At 63.8% G+C, this 20,167-nt stretch carries 19 protein-coding genes; 6 read left to right on the forward strand and 13 right to left on the reverse strand.

Annotated features, from left to right (window positions below):
- Window positions 1-66 precede the first annotated feature (66 nt).
- The 3 genes from JFC13_RS11810 (at window position 67) to JFC13_RS11820 (ending at window position 2,135) form a co-directional block, all read left to right on the forward strand.
- On the forward strand, window positions 67-837 hold the full coding sequence (locus tag JFC13_RS11810; RefSeq protein WP_198397268.1) for an IclR family transcriptional regulator: 771 nt from the start codon (window positions 67-69) through the stop codon (window positions 835-837).
- Between the two features lie 109 nt (window positions 838-946).
- Window positions 947-1,732, forward strand: coding sequence for an acetoin reductase (locus tag JFC13_RS11815; protein ID WP_198397269.1), 786 nt, complete (start codon window positions 947-949; stop codon window positions 1,730-1,732).
- A 73-nt stretch (window positions 1,733-1,805) separates the two neighbouring features.
- Window positions 1,806-2,135: a putative quinol monooxygenase gene (locus tag JFC13_RS11820; RefSeq protein WP_198397270.1), complete on the forward strand. Its 330-nt coding sequence runs from the start codon at window positions 1,806-1,808 to the stop codon at window positions 2,133-2,135.
- A 140-nt stretch (window positions 2,136-2,275) separates the two neighbouring features.
- On the opposite strand, the gene JFC13_RS11825 is transcribed toward JFC13_RS11820, so the two are convergent.
- Both JFC13_RS11825 and JFC13_RS11830 read right to left on the reverse strand, forming a co-directional pair.
- Window positions 2,276-3,913 (reverse strand): amidohydrolase, encoded by a 1,638-nt coding sequence (locus tag JFC13_RS11825; protein WP_198397271.1) that lies wholly within the window; start codon window positions 3,911-3,913, stop codon window positions 2,276-2,278.
- Window positions 3,910-5,310: an APC family permease gene (locus tag JFC13_RS11830; RefSeq protein WP_332839397.1), complete on the reverse strand. Its 1,401-nt coding sequence runs from the start codon at window positions 5,308-5,310 to the stop codon at window positions 3,910-3,912. The genes JFC13_RS11825 and JFC13_RS11830 overlap by 4 nt, the downstream gene beginning before the upstream one ends.
- Window positions 5,311-5,456: 146 nt before the next feature.
- Here JFC13_RS11830 and JFC13_RS11835 point away from each other — a divergent pair, with 146 nt between their 5' ends.
- Together JFC13_RS11835 and JFC13_RS11840 are read left to right on the forward strand one after the other, a co-directional pair.
- Window positions 5,457-6,572 (forward strand): LacI family DNA-binding transcriptional regulator, encoded by a 1,116-nt coding sequence (locus JFC13_RS11835; RefSeq protein ID WP_198397273.1) that lies wholly within the window; start codon window positions 5,457-5,459, stop codon window positions 6,570-6,572.
- On the forward strand, window positions 6,569-7,219 hold the full coding sequence (locus tag JFC13_RS11840) for an SRPBCC family protein (protein WP_198397274.1): 651 nt from the start codon (window positions 6,569-6,571) through the stop codon (window positions 7,217-7,219). The genes JFC13_RS11835 and JFC13_RS11840 overlap by 4 nt, the downstream gene beginning before the upstream one ends.
- Before the next feature lie 55 nt (window positions 7,220-7,274).
- On the opposite strand, the gene JFC13_RS11845 is transcribed toward JFC13_RS11840, so the two are convergent.
- The 11 genes from JFC13_RS11845 to JFC13_RS11895 all read right to left on the reverse strand — a co-directional run bounded on the left by JFC13_RS11845 (window position 7,275) and on the right by JFC13_RS11895 (window position 19,449).
- Window positions 7,275-8,024: a helix-turn-helix domain-containing protein gene (locus JFC13_RS11845; RefSeq protein WP_232488536.1), complete on the reverse strand. Its 750-nt coding sequence runs from the start codon at window positions 8,022-8,024 to the stop codon at window positions 7,275-7,277.
- An 11-nt stretch (window positions 8,025-8,035) separates the two neighbouring features.
- Entirely contained in the window at window positions 8,036-9,550 is a 1,515-nt protein-coding gene (locus JFC13_RS11850; protein WP_198397276.1) for a tripartite tricarboxylate transporter permease, read from the reverse strand.
- Between the two features lie 9 nt (window positions 9,551-9,559).
- Window positions 9,560-10,132, reverse strand: coding sequence for a tripartite tricarboxylate transporter TctB family protein (locus tag JFC13_RS11855; RefSeq protein ID WP_198397277.1), 573 nt, complete (start codon window positions 10,130-10,132; stop codon window positions 9,560-9,562).
- Window positions 10,129-11,127: a Bug family tripartite tricarboxylate transporter substrate binding protein gene (locus tag JFC13_RS11860; RefSeq protein ID WP_332839398.1), complete on the reverse strand. Its 999-nt coding sequence runs from the start codon at window positions 11,125-11,127 to the stop codon at window positions 10,129-10,131. Before JFC13_RS11860 ends, JFC13_RS11855 begins: the two co-directional genes overlap by 4 nt.
- Before the next feature lie 166 nt (window positions 11,128-11,293).
- Window positions 11,294-12,547, reverse strand: a complete 1,254-nt coding sequence (locus JFC13_RS11865; protein ID WP_198397279.1) for a CaiB/BaiF CoA transferase family protein — start codon at window positions 12,545-12,547, stop codon at window positions 11,294-11,296.
- Window positions 12,540-13,460: a hydroxymethylglutaryl-CoA lyase gene (locus JFC13_RS11870; RefSeq protein WP_198397280.1), complete on the reverse strand. Its 921-nt coding sequence runs from the start codon at window positions 13,458-13,460 to the stop codon at window positions 12,540-12,542. Before JFC13_RS11870 ends, JFC13_RS11865 begins: the two co-directional genes overlap by 8 nt.
- A gap of 263 nt (window positions 13,461-13,723) precedes the next feature.
- Entirely contained in the window at window positions 13,724-14,971 is a 1,248-nt protein-coding gene (locus tag JFC13_RS11875; protein ID WP_198397281.1) for a CaiB/BaiF CoA transferase family protein, read from the reverse strand.
- A gap of 418 nt (window positions 14,972-15,389) precedes the next feature.
- Window positions 15,390-15,950 (reverse strand): hypothetical protein, encoded by a 561-nt coding sequence (locus tag JFC13_RS11880; RefSeq protein WP_198397282.1) that lies wholly within the window; start codon window positions 15,948-15,950, stop codon window positions 15,390-15,392.
- Window positions 15,951-15,965: 15 nt separating this feature from the next.
- Window positions 15,966-16,817 carry a fumarylacetoacetate hydrolase family protein gene (locus JFC13_RS11885; RefSeq protein ID WP_198397283.1) on the reverse strand — a complete coding sequence of 284 codons (852 nt, stop codon included), beginning with the start codon at window positions 16,815-16,817 and terminating at the stop codon, window positions 15,966-15,968.
- Window positions 16,818-17,083: 266 nt separating this feature from the next.
- The gene (locus tag JFC13_RS11890; RefSeq protein ID WP_198397284.1) at window positions 17,084-18,004 is read right to left on the reverse strand and encodes a universal stress protein; all 921 of its coding nucleotides are present in this window, start codon (window positions 18,002-18,004) and stop codon (window positions 17,084-17,086) included.
- The gene (locus tag JFC13_RS11895) at window positions 18,001-19,449 is read right to left on the reverse strand and encodes an APC family permease (RefSeq protein ID WP_198397285.1); all 1,449 of its coding nucleotides are present in this window, start codon (window positions 19,447-19,449) and stop codon (window positions 18,001-18,003) included. Before JFC13_RS11895 ends, JFC13_RS11890 begins: the two co-directional genes overlap by 4 nt.
- Before the next feature lie 322 nt (window positions 19,450-19,771).
- Here JFC13_RS11895 and JFC13_RS11900 point away from each other — a divergent pair, with 322 nt between their 5' ends.
- Window positions 19,772-20,167, forward strand: coding sequence for an ArsR/SmtB family transcription factor (locus JFC13_RS11900; RefSeq protein WP_198397286.1), 396 nt, complete (start codon window positions 19,772-19,774; stop codon window positions 20,165-20,167).

Genomic DNA, 20,167 nt, shown 5'->3' on the forward strand with positions numbered 1-20,167 from the left:
ACCTATGTGATCCGTAACACCAGCCGCTATCCTTATTCTCGCGAGGCGATAATCATAGGAGCGCAAATGTCGAATAGTGCCGTCATCCATCGGACCTTCTCCGTGCTCGAGGCGGTGTCCGCTTCCGGCAGCGCCTCGGCGAAGACCGTGGCCAACCGTCTGGAGATCCCTCTTCCCACGGTGTATCGCCTGCTCCACGAACTCGAAGACTGCAACTACCTCGTCTATCTCAAGGAAGACAAGTGCTTCGAGCTCGGGCCGAAGTGCTTTGAACTCGGGCTCTCCTTTCAGCAGCGTCTCGTTGCACCGCACCCCATCCGCCAGATCACCGATGAGCTTCATCGCAGTCTGGGCACGGCCGCCTATTTCGCGATCTATCGTGGGTCGGACATTCTGCTCACCTACTCCTCCGACTGCGAGAAGCATCCGCGGCTCCGTCCCTTGCGCTTCGGCTTCCATGAGGCTGCCCACGCGACTGCCTTCGGCAAGATCCTGCTCTCGGCCATGCCCGAGGCTCAGCGCACCGAGTACCTGGACGCGCGTGGAATGCAGGTGCTCACTCCACATACGATCGTGCGGCGAGATCTTCTCGACATCCACCTGGAAGAGGTGGCCACCAGAGGCATCGCATGGGAACACGACGAGTTCCTGCCACGGCAGACCTGCGCCGCGGTTCCCGTCCGCAACGGCACCGGCATGCAGGTCGGGGCGATCGCTGTGAGCACCCCGTCGAGCAAGGCGAACGGACGGATGCAGGTACTCGAGTCGACCCTGCGTCAGCATGCCGGGCTGTGTTCGAGGTATCTGCGCGGCGGCACCCATCGAGAGGCCTCCTGAGGCGCCGATTTCAGTTTCTCGTCACATGAGAACGCCTGTATTCTCTTCGGTCCGTTCCCACACAGACTGATCGTGCTCACTCAAGGACGAGACACGAAGGGGTACAACTATGAGCACGACCAACAGCATCGCCGTCGTCACAGGATCAGCACGAGGAATCGGCCAAGGCATCGCACAGCGCCTCGGCGCCGACGGACATCACGTCATCGTGGCCGACCTTCCCACAATGCAGGAGGGAGTACAGGAAACGGTATCGACCATCGAAGCCGCCGGCGGCAAGGCCACCGGAGCCGAAGTCGACGTCACCGATCAGGCCTCGGTGGAAGCACTCGTGGCCACCGCCGTCGAGGTGGGCGGAAAGCTCGACGTCTTCGTGGCCAATGCCGGCATCGCTCAGGTCGAACCCCTCATCGACTACTCGAAAGAGGATTTCGAGAAGATCCTCAACGTCAACATCACCGGCGTATTCCTGTCCTACCAGGCCGCTGCCAAGCAGATGATCGAACAGGGCAACGGCGGAAAGATCATCGGCGCCGCATCGATCGTCGCCTTCCGCCCGTTCGCACTGCTCTCACCCTATTCGGCCACGAAGTGGGCTGTGCGCGGACTGACGCAGGGTGCCGCGATGGAATGGGCGAAACACGGGATCACCGTCAACGCCTACGGACCAGGCATTGTGGGAACCTCGATGTGGGATCTCATCGATGAGAAGCTCGGAGAACAGGAGGGATTGGCCAAAGGGGAAGCAATCAAGAAGTACGCGGGAGACATCCTTCTCGGACGTGTATCAGTTCCCGAGGATGTCGCGAACCTCGTGTCGTTCCTCTCCAGCGAGGACTCGGACTACATCACCGGCCAGACCATGCTCGTCGACGGCGGCATGCAGTTCTCCTGAGACACACCGCACCTCAACCAGCACCAGTGTCGGCGAAGACCCCGCCGACCCAATCAGCTACGAAAGGATCCACATGATTTTCATCGTCGTCAAGTTCCAGGTCAAGCCCGAGAAGGCCGAGGAATGGCCGCAGATCACCAAGGAGTTCACCGAGGCGACACGAGCCGAGCCAGGAAACAAATGGTTCGACTGGTCACGCAGCCTCGACGACCCCAATGAGTACGTGCTCGTCGAAGCCTTCGATGACGACGCTGCCGAAGCGCACGTGAAGTCCGACCACTTCCAGAAGGCGACCGCAGACGGCGGACCGATGAACAGCGCCCTCGTGTCCACTCCGAAGATCATCTCTCGCCAGATCGACGGTGAGGGCTGGGACGAGATGGGAGAGCTTCAGGTCAGCTGACCCCTGCTGGTCTCCCGACACAGAGCCCCGACGCCCCTGTGTCGGGAGATCAGGCTCGGGCCTTCGACCCCGGCAGATAGCCAGCTTGCTTCTCCACCCGCTCATCGAGAATCGCAGCGCGCTGCTTCAAGCCCGACGCGTCATGCGCGATGCGTGATGATGCCATCGGAGACCGTCAGCAGCACCTTCCCATGCCCCAGATCCTCCGGTGCGGCCACGAGCGGGTCGACGTCGAGGACGGCGAAGGTCGCCGCTCGTCCCACTGCAAGGTACCCGCCTTCTTCTCCGATCGCAGCGAACGGCTCAGTCGTGTACCCGGCCAGCGCCTCGGCGGGGCTCAGTCCCTGCTCGGGAAGCACGGGTGCAACGTCGGAGTCCTCGACCGGGCGGCGCAACTGGGCATCGGCCATGATCGGCAGTGCCGCGAACGGGGCGACCGGGTAGTCGGAGCCCAGCGCCAGTACTCCCCCGGCGTCGATGACGTCGCGGGTGCACCACGCACGTGCGGCGCGCACCTCGCCGAGGCGCTGCGACCAGTCGTCGCTGCCGTCTGCTGCTGTGTAATGGGTGCAGTGGGTCGGCTGCATGCTCGCCGCGATTCCCGCCGCACCCAGCTGGTCGATGACGTCCTTGGCCACAGATTCGATGTGCTCGATCCGGTGCTGCACTCCGGTGCTGGGCAGTGCCGCCAGGGTTTCGACGACCTCACGGATGCCTCGTTCCCCGATCGCGTGGGTCGCCGTGGGCACTCCCTCTGCGTTGAGTTCGCACACACGAGTCGCGTAGTCATCGATGGCGCCCCACGCCGAGGTGGTCGACTCACCTTTCGAGTCCGGCGTTTCGAGCCAGGCGGTTCCGCCTTCGACCGTGCCGTCGATGAAGAGCTTCACTCCCCCGATCTGCCACCGGTCGCCGCCTTGGCCCTGGGACTCGATGAGCTCAGCTACTTCGGCGTCGGTCGTCGTCGGAGCACACCAGGGCGAGAACCTGAGTTTCACCGGCAGCGGTCCTCGCGCCTCGGCAGCAGTGAGCAGGTCGAAGGATTCGGGGTCGTTCATGTCCATGACGTGCATGGCGGCGATGCCCTGAGCCGCCATCGCGTTGAGCAGGTCGATCAGGGCGTCCACCTGCTCCTTGAAGCTCAGTGCGGGGATGATCGAGCGGATCTCCTCCATTGCCGCGAACTCCAGGAGGTGTCCGGTGGGGCGCCCCGACTCATCGACGACGACCGAGGAGTTCCCGGGATAGGTGCGCGACTCGTCGATGCCCGCTTCCGCAAGAGCGGCCTCGGAGGCGAGTGCCGAGTGGGCGTCGAAGAAGGACAGGAAGGTCTTCGTCTCTGCTCCGAGAGCACGGTGGATTACGGCATTCGTGATGGCCTCATCAGCGAAGGCGTTGGGGTCAAGCCCCCAGCCCAGCACCCACTCGCCCGGGCCCAGGTCGGCAGCTTCCGCACGGAGGGCCTCAGCGACCTGGTCCTGGTTCCGGCAGGTGGTGAGGTCGACACCTCGGGTCATCGACAGGCTCATGATCGGGTGTGCGTGCGCATCGGTGAACGCGGGCACGATCGTCCCCCGAACGTCGATGATCTCAGTCGCCGAGGTGGCCAGTGCCTCGATCTCGGATCGTGTGCCCATTGCCGTGATCAGTCCACTTGCCACAGCAATCGCTGAGACACCCCCGGTGGGGTCGTTCTCACTGTCGTTGCCTGCGTTCGAGTTCATCGTGTGCACGTTGTTCGCGCGGACGATGATCTCCGGGATGGTTCCTGCGCTCACTTCTGCTCCTGTTTCGTCGCTGCTGATTCGGTCTCGCTCGGGTCGTCTTCGGCGAAGTTCAAGGTCGGGACGGGACGGCGGAAGAAGCGGGTTCTGGCGAGCAGGATGGCGACACCGATCACGGCCCAGACAGCTCCGATCACCCAGGTGAAGGGCTCCAGCGAAGTCCACAGCCAGATGCTGAGTCCGAAGCCGATGAGCGGCATGACTCCGTAGCGGATGATTCCCCAGGGGCTCCGGTGCGCCTCGCCGGATGCGGGAAAGATATAGGCACGGACGACGGACAGGTTGACCATGCTGAAGGCGGCGAGTGCGCCGAAGCTGATCATGAAGGCCGCCTGGTCGAGAGACAGGAATAGGCAGGACAGAGCGACGATGGAGACCGCGGTGGTCGCGACAGCCGGTGTCCTGAACCGCGCGGACAGTTTGCCGAGCACTCGCGGCAGGGTGCCGTCACGTCCCATGGAGTACAGGATTCGCGACACCGAGACCTGGCCGGCCAGTCCGGATCCCAGGCATCCAGCGATCGAGGAGATCACCATGACAACAGCCAGCACCTGACCGCCCACGTGGTCGGCGAGGACGACACCGGCCGCGTCGAGAAGCTGTTGCGGGACGCTGCTCCAATCGTCGGGATGATAGGCGAGCGCACCCACCCAGGAGACGATGATGAAGATGCCTCCGCCGAGCAGCGTGGTGAGAAGGATGGCTCGCGGAATATCCCGCTTGGGATGCTTGGCTTCTTCGGACAGCGTCGATACGGCATCGAAGCCAAGGAACGACAGGGCGAGGATGCCGGCACCGGTGAGGATCGGACTGAAGCCCTCGGCTCCGATGGTGAAGGGCTCGAGGAGACCGGGAGCATTGGGATCGCTGATCGCCATCTTGAGCGCGAGGATCGCGAAGACGATGACCGTGGCCACGGAGATCGCAATGGTGGCGATGTTGAAGCGGTTGGCGAGTTTGATGCCGAGCACGTTGAACACGTAGACGATGATCACGGCAGCCAGAGAGAATACCTGGGTCGGGATGCTCGGGAACTGGGTGCCGACGTAGAGCCCGAGGATCATGAAGTTGATCATCGGGATGAAGAGGTAGTCGAGCAGGAGCAGCCAGCCAGTGAGGAATCCGGCCGTACCGCCGAACGACTGCTGGACGAACGTGTAGGCCGAGCCCGCCACAGGGAACCGATGCACCATGGCGGCGTAGCTCAGGGCTGTGAAGATCATGGTGATGAGGGCGACGACATAGGCCAGAGGCAGGTGCCCATCGGTGACCTGGTTGACGATCCCGTAGGTGGTGAACACGGTGGCCACAGCCATATAGGACAGCCCGAAGAGGGTGAGTCCGACGAGACCGAGGGCCCGTCTCAGCTGCGGGGGCGATTCCTGAGACACGATGCTCTCCTTTGAGTCGTACTGCGTCATGGGTGGCACTGGGGTGCAGGTGGTACTGGGTGCGAATTGCGGTGCTTCGGTCACCAATACTAAATCGGTTTAGTGACATGCGCAACAGCAGTTGAAGATTCTGCTACGGTCGGCTCATGACGACTTCGCCCGTGACCTTGCAGCAGGTCGCTGATCGCGCGCAGGTGTCCCGGTCAGCGGCGTCGTTCGCACTCTCCGGGCGCCCCGGCGTCTCTGAGTCGACCCGCTCGAGGGTGCTCGCGATCGCCGCCGAGCTCGGGTACTCACCGAATCGGACGGCCCAGAACCTCCGTTCCTCACGGACGGGCATCGTCGCCGTGTATCTGCCGAAGGACGTCAGCGTCCTCAGCTACTACATGGAGGCAACCTTCGGCATCATCGATGAGGCCGAGCTCTCCGACCACACGGTCACATTCGTCCCGCATTCTGCTGAGTCGGCTGCACGGCTGCGTGCCGACGGGGTCATCATCCTCGATCCCACCCTCGACGACCCCGTCATCCCACGCCTACTCGAACTCGGGCTGCCCGTCATCAGCGGCGAAGAGATGCCACAGGAATCTGCCCAATTGACCGGCACCGTGACCTCGGACCATGCCGGATCAACAGAGGAGATCCTCGACGCCTTCGCCGCAGCAGGAGCACACTCTCCTGCCATCATCTCCCCTGAAGAGCGCATGTCCTGGTCAATGACGATCGAGGACGCATACCGGAAATGGTGCGGCGACCACGGTGTCGAAACACGCATCGAATCCGCCTCCCTCGACGGAATGTCGGAAACGACCCGGCGCGCAACGAAGAGGCTGCTCGAGTCCGGAGAGGTCGACGCGATCTTAGCTCTGACCGACGGCTCGGTCCTCACTGTCGTCACCTCGGCGGCTAGTCACGGTCGAACGCTCGGCACTGACCTCCTCGTCGCAGCCGCCGTCGACTCACCCGTTCTCGGCTACATGGATCCGCCCGTGACAGCCGTAGACCTACGCCCCCGCGAGTTCGGCCGCGCCTGCATGAGGCTGCTCACCCGCGCCCTCGACTCTTCGGACTCACGAGGCGATGGCCGAGCCCCTCACGCAGAAGGAATTCAGACTGCGGCCACATCAGCCGAAGAAACCGATGCACTCCAGCAGTCGGTCGAGACCCACGTCATCCACCGCGACTCCACAGCGGGCCCCCTCCACAGACCTCGATCCACCGATTCGACGACTCCACCCGCCACACCAGAGGAGAGATCATGACCGACCAAAATGAGATCATCGCAGCACAGGCCGAGAACGTCGATCGGGGCCTGTCCATCGAACTCGACAACGGCACCCAGCACACGGTTCAGTCGATCAGCCAGTCATACCCGACCACGGTCGAGGACCTCTGGGATGCGTGCACGAATCCCGAGCGTCTGGAACGCTGGTTCGCACCAGTCACCGGGAACCTCGAGCTCGGCGGCCGCTACGACATCGAAGGCAACGCCTCGGGCACGGTGACCGCCTGCGAGCCGACGCAGTCCTACAGCATCTCCTGGGAGTTCGGCGGAGACTCGAGTCAGGTCACCGTGAGAGTCGAAGAGGATGGCGACCGTGCCCGGATGACGCTGGAGCACTCCCATTCCGCCGAGGCCGGTTCAGATTTCTGGACCCAGTTCGGCCCCGGCGCCACGGGTGTGGGTTGGGACCTGGCGTTCCTGGGCCTCGCCCTGCACCTGATGGCAGGCACGGGCAGGCCCGAAGACGAAGAGGCCTTCATCCAGTCGGAGGCGGGAGAGACGTTCGTCCGCGAATCCAGCAGGCGCTGGGGTGAAGCATCGGCAAAAGAGGGAACGCCCGAGGCCGATGCCACCGCGGCCGCCGAGCGCACCACCGGCTTCTACCTCGGCCAACCCCCGGCCTGATCACACCGCGTAGGTCCGCCCTGATCGCTCCCGGCGATCGTGCTCGAACCACCCCTCATTCAGTCCGACGCGCTCCCAGGGCCAATCGCGCGATATCCCTGAGAACTGCGAACTCTTCGCTATCCTCGAGCAGCCCTTTGAGTTCGACCGCAGCCTGACCCAGCACGGCCCGGTAGGCGCCAGCGACATTGTCCGGCTCCCGGGTCAGCGGGTAGGACACGCAGAGTGCGAGGATCGCTCCACCGACTGTGAAGGCCACACTCGCCGAGGCGGTTCCCTTCACCCGTGCCTGCTTCGTGGCGTAGAACTCCTGTGGGTTGCCCGGCCCGCACAGCGCCAGCGCGGCAGATCCGCCGTCGACGAGCGGGAGGACGGTGCCGACGCTGCGGGAGACGCGGAGTTCGTGGTCGGCTTCGACGTTGCGCACGCACACCCGATCTTCGCCGACGCGGACCCACAGCTGCACCGATTCACTGGTCAGAGTTCGCAGATGCTCGAGCACCGAGTTCGTCGTTGCGATGCTGCGTCTGCCCGGGAACGGGCCCAGGCGCAGCAGTCCGTTGTTGTCGCGGACGATGAAGCGGTGAGTGCGCAGATCTGCCAGCAGCCGGTAGGTCGTGGACTTCGAATACCCCAGACGACGGCACACCTCGGCGGCGGTCATCGGTGAGTCCTGCAGTGCTGTGAGGATCGCGGCACTGCGGTCGATGACGCCGATCTCCTTCGCCGGGGCGGTGATGCCAGACGAGGCAGACGCAACGGAAGAGACCTCGGAGCTGCCAGTGGTCGCGGAGTTATCAGTCATGGGGTTCTCTTTCATGCCACGCTCACATCGGCCAACAGCTGGCGGCGGCGCACCCACCAGCGGAAGATGATGGGTCCGACGATGCCCAGGACCATGAGCACGATGATCGACAGTGACACCGGTCGGGTCAGCAACGGCATGAACGATCCGCCCGAGATCTGGAGCATGCGCCGGAAGTTGTCCTCCAGCAGCGGCACCAGGACGAGGGCCAGGATGGACGGTGCCAGTGGAATTCCGCCCTTGTCCATGAGATAGCCGATGACGCCGAAGATGCCGAGCAGCATCAGTCCGAACAGGCTGAATTCGATCGCGTAGGCACCGATGGCCACGAGGACGAGGATTGAGGAGAACAGGATCTCCTTGGGCATCTTCAGCAGTTTGACGAAGACACCCACGAGCGGCAGGTTGAGGATGATCAGGGCCACGTTGCCGATGTACATGCTGGCGATGATCGTCCAGATCAGGCCCGACTCGTCGCGGAAGATCAGCGGTCCCGGCTGCAGCCCGTACATGGTGAAGACGAAGAGCAGCAGGGCCGTAGTCGCCGATCCCGGAATGCCGAGGCTGAAGAGCGGGATCATGGCACCGCCGACTCCGGCGTTGTTCGCGGCCTCGGGTCCGGCGACGCCTTCGATGGCACCGTGGCCGAACTCGGACTTCCGCTTCGAGATCCGCTTCTCCATGATGTAGGACATGAACGAGGCCAGGGACGGGCCGACTCCGGGCAGGATGCCGATGATGAAACCGAGCACCGAGCCGCGGGCCCAGGGCATGGCCGAACGCTGCCAGTCCTGCTTCGTCATCCATTTGTCGTCTCCGAAGCTCTGAATCACATCTTTGGCTCCGCGCCCCAGCGCGAGGTTGCGGATCGCTTCGGGGATGGCGAAGAGGGCCATGGCGAAGATCGTGAAGTCAATGCCGTCTGAGAGCAAGCTCATGCCGAAGGTCTGGCGCGGCAGGCCCGTCTGGAAGTCGAGACCGACGAGGCCGACAGCCAGGCCGATGAAGATCGAGATGAGGGCCTTCGCCCGCGAGCCGGACGACATCGTCGAGGCCAGCAGGAGTGCTGTGGCCATGAGCAGGAAGTATTCGGTGGAGCCGAAGACGTTCGCCAGCTTCACGAGCACGGGAGACAGGAACGTCAGCCCGATGATGGCCAGGGTCCCGGCGAGGAAGGATCCGATTGCGGCGGTCGCGAGCGCGGCCTTGCCCCGACCTCGGCGAGCCATTTCATAGCCTTCGATGGCGGTCACCGCACTGGCGACCTCACCAGGGGTTTTGATGAGAGTGGCGGTGATCGAGCCACCGTACATCGAGCCGTAGTAGATGCCGCAGAGCAGGATGAGGCCGTGCACCGGCTCCATCCCGAAGGACACCGGGATGAGAATGGCGATGGCAGAGATCGGGCCGATGCCCGGCAGCACGCCGACGACGGTGCCCAACAGCACGCCGAGGAGCGCGAACGCCAGACTCAGTGGTTCGAGCGCCGAGGCGAAGCCGCCGCCCAGATCGATGAGTGTGTCCATGCCCGCCCCCTATCCCAGGATTCCGACGGGCAGGTACACGGCCAGCCCATAGACGAACGCGATGTAGATGACGACAGAGAAGAGCACCGAGAAGATGAGGTTGCGCACCCACCGGTGCGGGGCATAGATGCTGGTCATCGTCATCAGGAAGGCCGCCGTGGAGAGCAAGAAGCCGACCGGGATGAGGATTCCCAGGTAGATGAAGAAGAGCGCGAACTGCAGCACGACCTGCTTCGACTTCGGTCCCTCGGGAGCATCGAGGACGACCCCATCGGGCTCGACCTCCACCACCTCCTCGGACGCGTCAGCGCCGGCACCGCCTCTCGCCGAGGCTCTGCCCGCCGAGGCGGCCCCAGCTGGGACCACCTCGGCGAGCTTCCGGCTCCGGTACAGGGCCTGTCCGAGAAGGAAGACGCCGAGCACGATGAGCGCGATGCCCACGATCGCGGGGAAGGTCGCCGGGGTGACGATGTTCTTCGTGCCCTGGATCCAGAACGTCGCAATGTAGTAGACCGCGCCCACAAGCGTGACGGCGATGCCGGTGATGACATCACCCCTCAGCGCCGGAGTCAGCGTCCTCATTTGCTGTTGCCCAGATCGGTCTCTTTGACGCCCTCCTCAACGGTGGCGGCTGTGTCTTCGGCATACTTCTTGGCTTCCTCGCCGGTGAGGAATTCCGGCGCCCACTGGTTCTTGTCCAAGGTGTCCTTCCAGGTCTTCGTCTCGCTGACCTCTTCAAGGGTCTTGGCCCAATAGTCGACGGCTTCCTGTGGCATTTCGGCCGGTCCGTAGACTCCACGCCAGTTGCCCAGGGTCACGTCGTAACCGGAATCCGCAGCCGTGGGAACCGAGTCGTATGGGGCCTGCAGCGGCTCCTTTGCGAAGGTCACGAGTGGTTTGATGTCACCGGATTCCAGCACGGAGCGGAATTCGCTCAGCCCAGCGATGGCGACCTTCGCATCACCGTTGAGCATGGCGGTGGTCTGCTCGCCGCCGCCTTCGTAGTTGACGAAGTTGATATCGGCCGGGTCGACTCCGGCTTCCTTGGCGAACAGTGCGAACGGCAGCGTGTCATCGCCGGATGCGGCCACAGTGACCTTCTGCGGGTCCTTCTTCAGTGCCTTGACCAGGTCCTCAACCGATTTGATGTCACCCTTGTCCGGGGAGACGACCATGAAGTCCTCAACGTACATGGTGGCGATGAGGGTGGTGTCCTCGGGTCCGAATTCGCAGAGTCCGCGAGCCTTCATCGTCTGGCTGGCCAGCGAGGTGATCGCGATCTGGTCGTCCTTGCCCTTCTCCTGCTGCATCATCGATGTCATCCACATGCAGCCCGTACCGCCGGGCTTGTTCTGGACCGGCAGCGGGGAGGAGACGATCTTCTCCTTCTGCAGGGCTTCCACCAGGGCACGCGCGGTGGTGTCCCAACCGGAGCCGGGTTCGGATGGGACGTTGACCGTGACCGGGCCCTTCGGGTAGTCGCTGCCCTCCCCCGGCGCCTGTGCCTTGTTTCCGCAGCCCGTAGCGACGAGCGCCAGTGAGGCGAGCACCGCACCGACTGTGAGTGCGGGCTTCACCGCCCGATTCTTCCGACTCGCCGAGGTGGCCCGTCCTTGTCCTGTGATCGCCGTTGACCGCATTGCTTCTCCTTCGAATGCAACTGATATCTGCTGTTGTGGAATGACTGTGCTGGTGGCACCGGGAGTACTGGTGAGGCATGCGGTGAGCCCGGGCACCGGGGTGTTACTGCGACTGTGTCTTCGATTCGCCGACTTCGGCGTCGACGGGTTCGTCTCTCGGATCCGACTCGAGGCCGGGTTCCCGCGCCGAGGCTTCGGCTGGACCATCCCGGTAGCGGATATTGTGCTCACCGGGTTCAGGCACATCGCTGCGCAGTCCCAATCGCCGACCACCGAAGGTCAGCGGCAGCAGGGGAACAACGACCTGGTCTCCGCTCGGCAGGCCGGTGCTGGCCAGAGCCCCGGAGGCGACGAGGTGGGCGTCGGTGGTGAGGTCGGCCGGGGTGTTCACCGGGGCGACTGGCAGTCCGCGGCGCGTGCACTTCTCCTCGATCTGGGCGAGGTCGAGTCGGGACAGTGCGGCCTGCAGCTCGCGGTGGATGCGATCGCGTTGATCGACGCGTCCCTGGTTCGTCTCGAGGTCCTGATCACCGGCCAGCTGGGTCAGGTCGAACTCGTCGCAGAGGTCATGCCATTGTCCGTCGCTGACGGCTGCGACGAAGATCTGGTCATCGTGCCTGTCGCGGAAGATGTCGTAGACGGCCCAGGTGGCCCGGCGGGTGGGCATCGGACGCAGCGGCTCCCCGCTGAGCTGGGCCTGTGCCATGTGTGTGCCGACGAGGAAGGCGTTGTTCTCGAACAGGGCGGAGTTGATGACCTGTCCCTCACCGGTGCGTTCGCGCACGCGCAATGCCGAGAGCACGCCGATGACCCCGAACATTCCGCCCATGATGTCGTTGACGCTGGCTCCGGCGCGCAGCGGCTGTCCGGGCGGACCGGTCATATAGGCAAGGCCGCCGAGCATCTGCACGACCTCGTCGAGGGCGGTGCGCTGACCATAGGGTCCGGACAGGAATCCCTTGAGCGAGCAGTAGATGAGGCGCGGATTGCGCTTGGCGAGTTCCTCGTAGCCGTAGCCCATGGATTCCATCTTCCCGACCCGAAAGTTCTCGAGGAGAACATCGGCGGAATCGATGAGAGACAGAGCGACGTCACGGTCGGCCGCCTCGGCGATGTCGAGTTGGACTGACTGCTTGTTGCGGTTGAAGGCGGGGAACAAGCCGGACCCCGAGCCGGGCAGGTAACGGGTCTTGTCCCCGGCACCGCGCGGTTCGACCTTGATCACCTCGGCGCCCAGATCGGCGAGGATCATTCCGCAGCTGGGGCCCATGACCATATGGGAGAACTCGATGACGCGGATGCCAGCCAGCGGCAGCTCCTCCGCGCCGACGGTCGAGGATTCGCCCTGCTCAAGCATGGTAAGCAGCCGGGACGGCGGGGATCGCGGAGAGGCTGGAGGTCAGCTCGTGGCCGACGGCAGAGGTGAGCGGTTCCCGGATTGCCGAGAGCGCCTCGACGTCGACGCCGGTGTTCACGCCTTCGCGGTGCAGGAGGTGGACAAGGTCGTCGGTGCCGATGTTGCCAGCCGCGCCTGGTGCGAAGGGGCAGCCGCCGAGGCCGCCCATGGCCGCGTCGAAATTCGAGATTCCCAGGTCGAGGGCCGCGATGACATTGGCCATTCCGAAGTTGTACGTGTCGTGCAGATGCAGGCTCACCGGCCTGCCCGGGAAGGCTTCCACGACCGCCGAGGTGTTCCTGGACACCAATGATGGGTTGGCGTTTCCGATCGTGTCGGCGACCCCGATGCCGTGTGCCCCGGCTTCGACGAAGGGACGCAGAACCTCGACGAGGTGGCCCGCGTCGGTGATGCCGTCGAAGGGGCAGATGAAGCTGACCGCGGTGGTGATGTCGAAGCGCACGCCGTTGTCACGGGCGAAGTCAGCGGCCTCGAGGAGACGCTGCGTGGCCTGGGCGATCGGGGCGTCGGAGTTCGCCTGGGAATGGCCCTCGGAGGCAGAGAGGACGAGCTTGATGTTCTTCGCCCCGGCATCGACGGCACGCTGGGCACCCTTGAGGTTGAAGACGAGGGTGAAGAAGTCGACGCCTTCGGCCTCGTGGGACTGGAGGCGCTGCAGGACCTCGCCGGTGTCGGCCATCTGTGGGACCTTCTTCGGATTGACGAACGATCCGACCTCGATCTCCTTGAGTCCTGCGGCGATGAGCTGCTCGCCCAGAGCGACCTTGGCGTCGGTGGGAACGATGGCGTCCTCGATCTGGAGACCATCGCGCAGCGTGGTGTCGAGAATCGTGACCGATGTGGGCCGAACCATGGTGAGAGCTCCTTCTTTGACCTGCCTCATTCCCGGAGAGCGGGACGAGAGCGGCACCACGCTCCTTTGCGTGCTGTCGTCTGCACCCAACATAGCTGTTCCCCACATCCCTGCGGTGAGCGCGGACATGAAATGTTCGCTATATGAGAAGCGGCAATGAAGTGAAGGCAATCACTCCCATTAAATGGGACGCAGGATCTCGACAGTTCGGACGTGGGTGTTCGGTTCTGGCCCGAGCCGTCGCCCAATGCTGTCGTGATTGTTCAGTCGCGTTCGGGCAGCTGTCCGCCGAGCTGCTCCAGCACCTCGTCGGTGTGCTCACCCAGATCCGGGCCGAGGTGGTCGATCGGGATCGAGGAGCCGCCGATGACCGGGGTGATTCCCGGGAAGGCCACGTCGGGCAGCGTCTCTTCACCGGTCGAGACATCGAGATGTTGGATCATGCCGCGTGCGGCGAGCTGCTCGTCGGCCACGAGATCCTCTGCGGTGTAGATCGGCCCGGCGGGAACGCCGGCGGTCTCCAAAGTGTCGACAACTTCGGTGACATCGCGCTTCGCACACCAGGCGCCGATGGCTTCGTCGAGCTCCTCACGCCGATCCCAGCGACCGGCATTGGACTGCAGATCAGGGTCCTCGCCCAGGTCCGGACGGTCAACGGCCTCCATGAGGCGCTTGTAGATTCCGTCGCCGTTGCCGGCGATGACCACGGATTTTCCGCCGGCGCAGAGGTAGCCGTTCGATGGGGCGATGCCCTCCATCCGTCCGCCGGTGCGAGTGCGTGTCTCACCGAACGCGGAGTAGTCGGGGACGAGGGATTCCATGACGGAGAACATGGCTTCATTCAGTGCGACGTCGACTGTGCGATCGGCCAGAGACGCCCTGCCTTCGAAGCTGTGATCGGAGCCGGTAACAGCCTCAGCGGCACCGGCGATCTTCTGGCGCTGTCGATCGAAGAGCATCATCACAGCACCGAATGCGGCCTGCATACCGGCGATGGAGTCGCCGATCGAGATACCCACGCGCACCGGCGGCCGGTCGGGGTCGCCGACGAGTTCGCGGAAGCCGGAATAGCCTTCGGCGACGGCGGCGAATCCGGGACGCTCGGACATGGGCCCTGTCTGGCCGAAGGCAGAGATGCGCACGAGGATGATGTCGGGGTTGGCCTCTTCGAGGACATCTGGTCCGAGACCCCACTTCTCGATGGTTCCGGGTCGGAAGTTCTCCAGCACGATGTCGCTGCGGCGCACGAGCTCGAGAGCCGAGGCCCTGCCTTCCTCTGAGCGAAGGTCGAGGACGACGGACTTCTTGTTGCGGTTGATGGTCCGGTAGAGCATCGAGGTGGTGCCCTGCTTGAGGCGCCAGTTGCGGAGCTCGTCACCCGTGCCGGGGCGCTCGATCTTGATGACCTCTGCACCGAAGTCGGCAAGCATGCGCCCGGTGGTGGGTGCCGCGATGTAGTTGCCGAGTTCGAGGACTCGCACACCGCTCAGTGGAAGACGACGTGCTGTCATGTCGATACTCCTGTTCGTCGATCGGGCTCGGATCTGTCTACCGGACTGCGCCGGTCGATGCCGTACCGGTCTGTTCCGGTTTCTGTCTTTCTGCAATGGTGCCAGGTCAGCAAGATCAACAGCGACATTTCGAAATTCAGAACGCCCTCGGGTCGACGAATCCAGCGTCCATCCGCTGACGGGGAGTAGTGACGGGAGGACTGACGGGAGGTGGAAGCGGTGACCCTATCTTGTTGAAACGTCATTCACCCCGACTGTTTTCTCAGAGCTTGCTGTGAAGATCGGCAGGAAATGAACAGCCTCTGAGACTTGAGCCAATTTCACGCAATTTCCCTTGTTCCCCCTTGTGTCAGGACCGTTGATGTTTAAGACTGGCAACCAAGCCGCAAGACGCGGCCGTATGCCATCAACCAAGGAGCTAAACATGTCGGAAAACTTTGGACAGGACAACGAGAACTTCGGCGGCGGCGACCAGGAGCAGCAGGGCGGCGGCTTCGGTGGCGGCCAGGAACAGGGCGGCCAGCAGGGCGGCTTCGGCAGCGGCGACAACGAGCGCAGCGAAGGCGGCCAGGGCGGGCAGCAGTCCGAGCAGGGCGGCTTCGGCGGCGGCAACGAGCAGAGCGGCCAGTCCCAGGGAGGCCAGCAGTCCGGCGGCTTCGGCGGCGACAACGAGCAGGGCGGCCAGCAGCAGGGCGGCTTCGGCGGCGGAAACGAAGGCGGCCAGGGCGGACAGCAGTCCGGTGGCCAGGAACAGGGCGGCTTCGGCGGCAACGAAGGCAACCAGGGTGGCGGCGACCAGCAGGGTGGCGGCTTCGGCGGCGACAACGAGCAGGGTGGCCAGCAGCAGGGTGGCTTCGGTGGCGGAAACGAAGGCGGCCAGGAACAGGGCGGCTTCGACCAGCAGCGCTGATTCCCACAGCTTTACGCAGTAACTGAAGAGGGGCGGTACTCCCGATCGGGAGTACCGCCCCTCTTGCATGCCTCTGGGCTGTCGTCACTGCGTGACGGCCACCGCCTGGCGGTGGCGACCGAGGCCGTCGATCTCCATCTCAACGACATCGCCATCGGTCAGGAACGGGAACTTCCCCGACATCGCCACGCCCTGAGGTGTGCCGGTCAGGATCACGTCTCCGGGCTCGAAGGGCATCGTCTGGCTGAGCTGATAGATGATCTGCCCGACGTCGAAGATCAGGTCGCTCGTCGACGAATCCTGCCGCACCTCGCCATTGACCCAGCTGCGCAGCTGCAGGGACCCGGGGTCCACCTCGGCGGCGGGCCTGATCCACGGGCCCAGTGGGGTGAAGCCGGGAAGGTTCTTCCCCTTCGACCACTGGCCGCCGGATTCCTCGATCTGGAACCTGCGTTCGGACAGGTCGTTGGCCAGCACATAGCCGGCCACGTGCGAATTCGCTTCCTCAGCCGAGGCGACCCTGAAGGCCCGGCTGCCGATGACCAGCCCCAGCTCGACCTCCCAGTCGGCCTTCGTGGCATAGGGCGGCAGCTCAAGTCGGTCGTAGGGGCCGGCAATCGTCGAGGGCATCTTGAAGAAGACGACGGGCGCCTCGGGCGGCTCCGCCCCTGCCTCTCGAGCATGCGCCGCGTAGTTCATGCCCACGCACACCACGGCCGAGGGGCGTGTGACGGGCGCTCCGATGCGCAGGCCCTCCGCTCCGTCGAGGGGTTCGAGGCTGCCTTCGTCCAGTGCGGTGCGGGCCCTGCCGATGCCGTCCTCGGCGAAGAACTCTGGGGTGATGTCGGTGGTCAGGGGGCGCAGATCGTAGTGGACGTCGTTGTCGCGCACTACCGGGATCTCGTGGCCGATGGGGCCCAAACGCAGCAATTCCATACGGTTCCTTCCTTGTTCGCCAGGCTCCCGCATCCGGCCGTCGTTGGACGGACGCGCTATGTAAACCTGTGGAACCACGGTAGCGACGTCTCGCATCCTAAGTTGGATTCGTTCAAGTATTGGACGGATTCTTTGTCGCTGATGTACACGCCTCGGGCCAGGTGCTCCACGCGCCAGAAACATACAGCCTGAGTCAGGATAGATAGGTTGCAACCGGTCTATCCTGACTCAGACCACTCAATATCGGTGCGCAGACAGACGGCGCACTACTCCCCGAACGCCCCCGAGGTGTAACCAGATTTGGCCCGCCGGGGGACGACGATGATGGGCACCGGGGAGTGCTGCAGGATCCGCATGGCGTGGCTGCCCAAAGATACGCGCTTGATCGCCCCGAGCCCGGAAGAGCCGAGCATCATGACTTCGGGATCTTCCCACTGGACCGCAGTCAGCGCACTGGCCCAGTCGGGTCCTGTCCCGATGGCCACGTCGGTCTCGCCGGGCTTGATGTGGAGATGATCGATCGAGCACAGTATCTCGTCGGTGTCTCGCCGGATCACGTTGGCCCATTCGTCGATGACGCTGGATTCGACGTCGAGTCCCACTCCGGCCGCCGAGATCACCCTCGATCGGGGAGCGAACGAGGCGATGCGGAAGGGGACGCCGGACTCGGCAGAGACCACCGCGGCCCCGAGGATGAGATCCGCCGAGGTGGACGAACCGCTGTATGCGGCAGTGATCCTCCGCAGGCGAGCGCCCGATGCGGCCCGGTATCCGACCGGGGCCAGTGCCACCGGCAGGCTGGCACTGTGCAGCAGTCCGGTGGAGACGGACCCCAGCGCGATCCGCCCTGGCTTCCCATCGGCCGCGGGGCCGACGACGAGGCGGAAGGCGTTCTCCTTCTGGCACACCTCAAGCAGTCCACGTCGCGATGAACGAGCACCGTGGATGAGGCATTCGGACTCGATGTCATCGGGAAGGAGCACCCGAACCTCGTCCAGGGCAGCCTCGGCGACGCTGCGAAGCTTCTTCTGGTATTCGCTTTCGAAAAGCACGGGACTCATCGGCCAGGCGGCGGAATCGATGGCCGCTGCGACGAGCCGGTGCCCGTAGGACCGGGCGAGCACGATTCCCAACTCAACTGCTGGTCGGTTGTCCTGACCTGATGCGATGCCGACGACGATGCTCATTGTTTCCCTCCCGTGGAACCAGTTCCGTCAATGCTGTCATGTGCTGCTCGCTGCTTGCCGAGCACCGAATTCTTGCGACCGAAGATCAAGTACAGCCCGAGGACGACCGCGGTCCAGATGAGGAAGACGACGATCGTGATGGGCTGCAGGTTGCTGATGATCCACAGGCAGCCGATGATCGCGAGCACCGGCAGGACCGGGTAGAAGGGCACCTTGAAGCCGCGCTCGAGGTTGGGTTCGCGCACGCGCAGGATGATGACGGCCAGGGACACGACGACGAAGGCCACGAGGGTGCCGATGCTCGTCATCTCGGCGAGGAAGTTCAGTGGGATGAAGCCGGCCAGGATGGCGATGACCACGGTCACGACGATCGTGCCCTTGACCGGGGTGAGTGTGCGGGGATTGACCTCGCCGAAGAGCTTGGGCATCATGCCGTCGCGCGACATCGTGAACAGGATGCGCGTCTGGCCGTAGATCGAGACGAGGGTGACAGAGAAGATCGAGATCACGGCTCCGGCGGCGACAACGGTGCCGGGCCACTGGGCGCCGACGATGTTCTCGAGAATCGCCGACAGCCCGGCGGTCTGCCCTTCGAACTCCTGCCAGGGCTGAGCAGACAGGGCGGCGACGGCCACCAGCACGTAGACAGTGGTGACGATGATGAGGGCGGCGATGAGCGCCCGGGGCATGGTCTTCTTCGGATTCTTCGTCTCATCGCCGGCCGTAGCCACGGCGTCCATACCGACGTAGCTGAAGAAGATCAGACCGGAGCCGGCCACCACCCCGGAGAAGCCGAAGGGGGCGAAATCGGCGAAGTTGTCGACATTCCAGCCGGTGACTCCGACAAGTACGAAGAAGAGGAGGACTCCGATCTTCGTGCACACCATGATGGTGTTGATGACGACCGATTCGCCGGTGCCGCGAACCAGCAGGAAGCAGCACATGGCCAGCAGCAGGATCGCCGGAAGGTTGACGATTCCACCCTCCTCCGGGGCGTAGGCAAGGGCGTGTGGGATCTCGAATCCGAAGAGGTTGAACAGCAGCTGATTGACGTACTGTGACCAGCCGACGGCGACGGCGGCACCTGCGACCCCGTATTCGAGGAGCAGACAGGCCGCAACCCCCATGGCCGGCAGCTCGCCGAGCGTCGCATAGGCGTAGGAATAGGACGAACCGGAGACGGGCACGCTGCCGGCGAGCTCCGCATAGCAGATCACTGCGAGGCCGGCGACGAGACCGGCGATGACGAAGGACCAGATGACTGCCGGTCCTGCGACGGGCACGGATTCGGAGAGGATGAAGAAGATGCCGGTGCCGATGGTCGACCCGACGCCGATCATGGTCAGCGAGAACAGACCGATTGTGCGCTTGAGGTCGCTCTCCGCCTCCTCGCCCTGCTGCGGCACGGGTTTCACTCGGAACAGCTGTTGTCGCAAAGTTGCCATTGTCTTTCCCCAGACGTCGTCGTCTTGTCGAGCATGAGCACCGAAACTGTCGATCATCGCTCTGACCGCCAGTCCTGATCCGGCACTTTCGATACTGCGACCATACGACAGTCCTGCCTCGCCGAGGTGGTGCGAAGTGGAAATGATGAGTGCGGAATCGGTCGTTGAAGACAGTCAAGATCGGAGTCGGGCGACTATCGGCACTGGCCAGAGGGCTTGTCCGTCTCCTACGAAAAACTTAATCAACGAAACGGTTGAATACGTGTCGGTGCTGGCCTACAGTTGTATTTAACCTACTAGTTGAATACAGGATGGAGGGTCAGTGGCAGACCAGCTGACAAAGGTGTTCGCGGCCCTGGCCGACCCGACTCGACGAGACATGGTGGCCAGGCTGTCCATCGCCGACGCCACGGTCAACGAACTCGCCGAACCCTACGAGGTCAGCGTCCAGGCCGTGTCGAAGCACCTCAAGGTGCTTGAGGACTCCGGATTGGTCACTCGCACCCGGGACGCCCAGCGCAGACCAGTCCACCTCGAAGACAATGTGTTCGATCTGATGACGAAATGGATCGAGAGATACAGGCGCCAAGCCGAAGAACGTTACCAACGCCTCGACGCAGTCCTGGAATCGATGGACGCGGACGAGGACACTCAACACGCGGACTCCACAGCCGCCTCGGCGAAGGAATCCACAGCACATTCACGCAAGGGAGCATGA

Origin of the sequence: Brevibacterium antiquum (assembly GCF_016107655.1) — a bacterium.
Taxonomy (GTDB): domain Bacteria; phylum Actinomycetota; class Actinomycetes; order Actinomycetales; family Brevibacteriaceae; genus Brevibacterium; species Brevibacterium antiquum.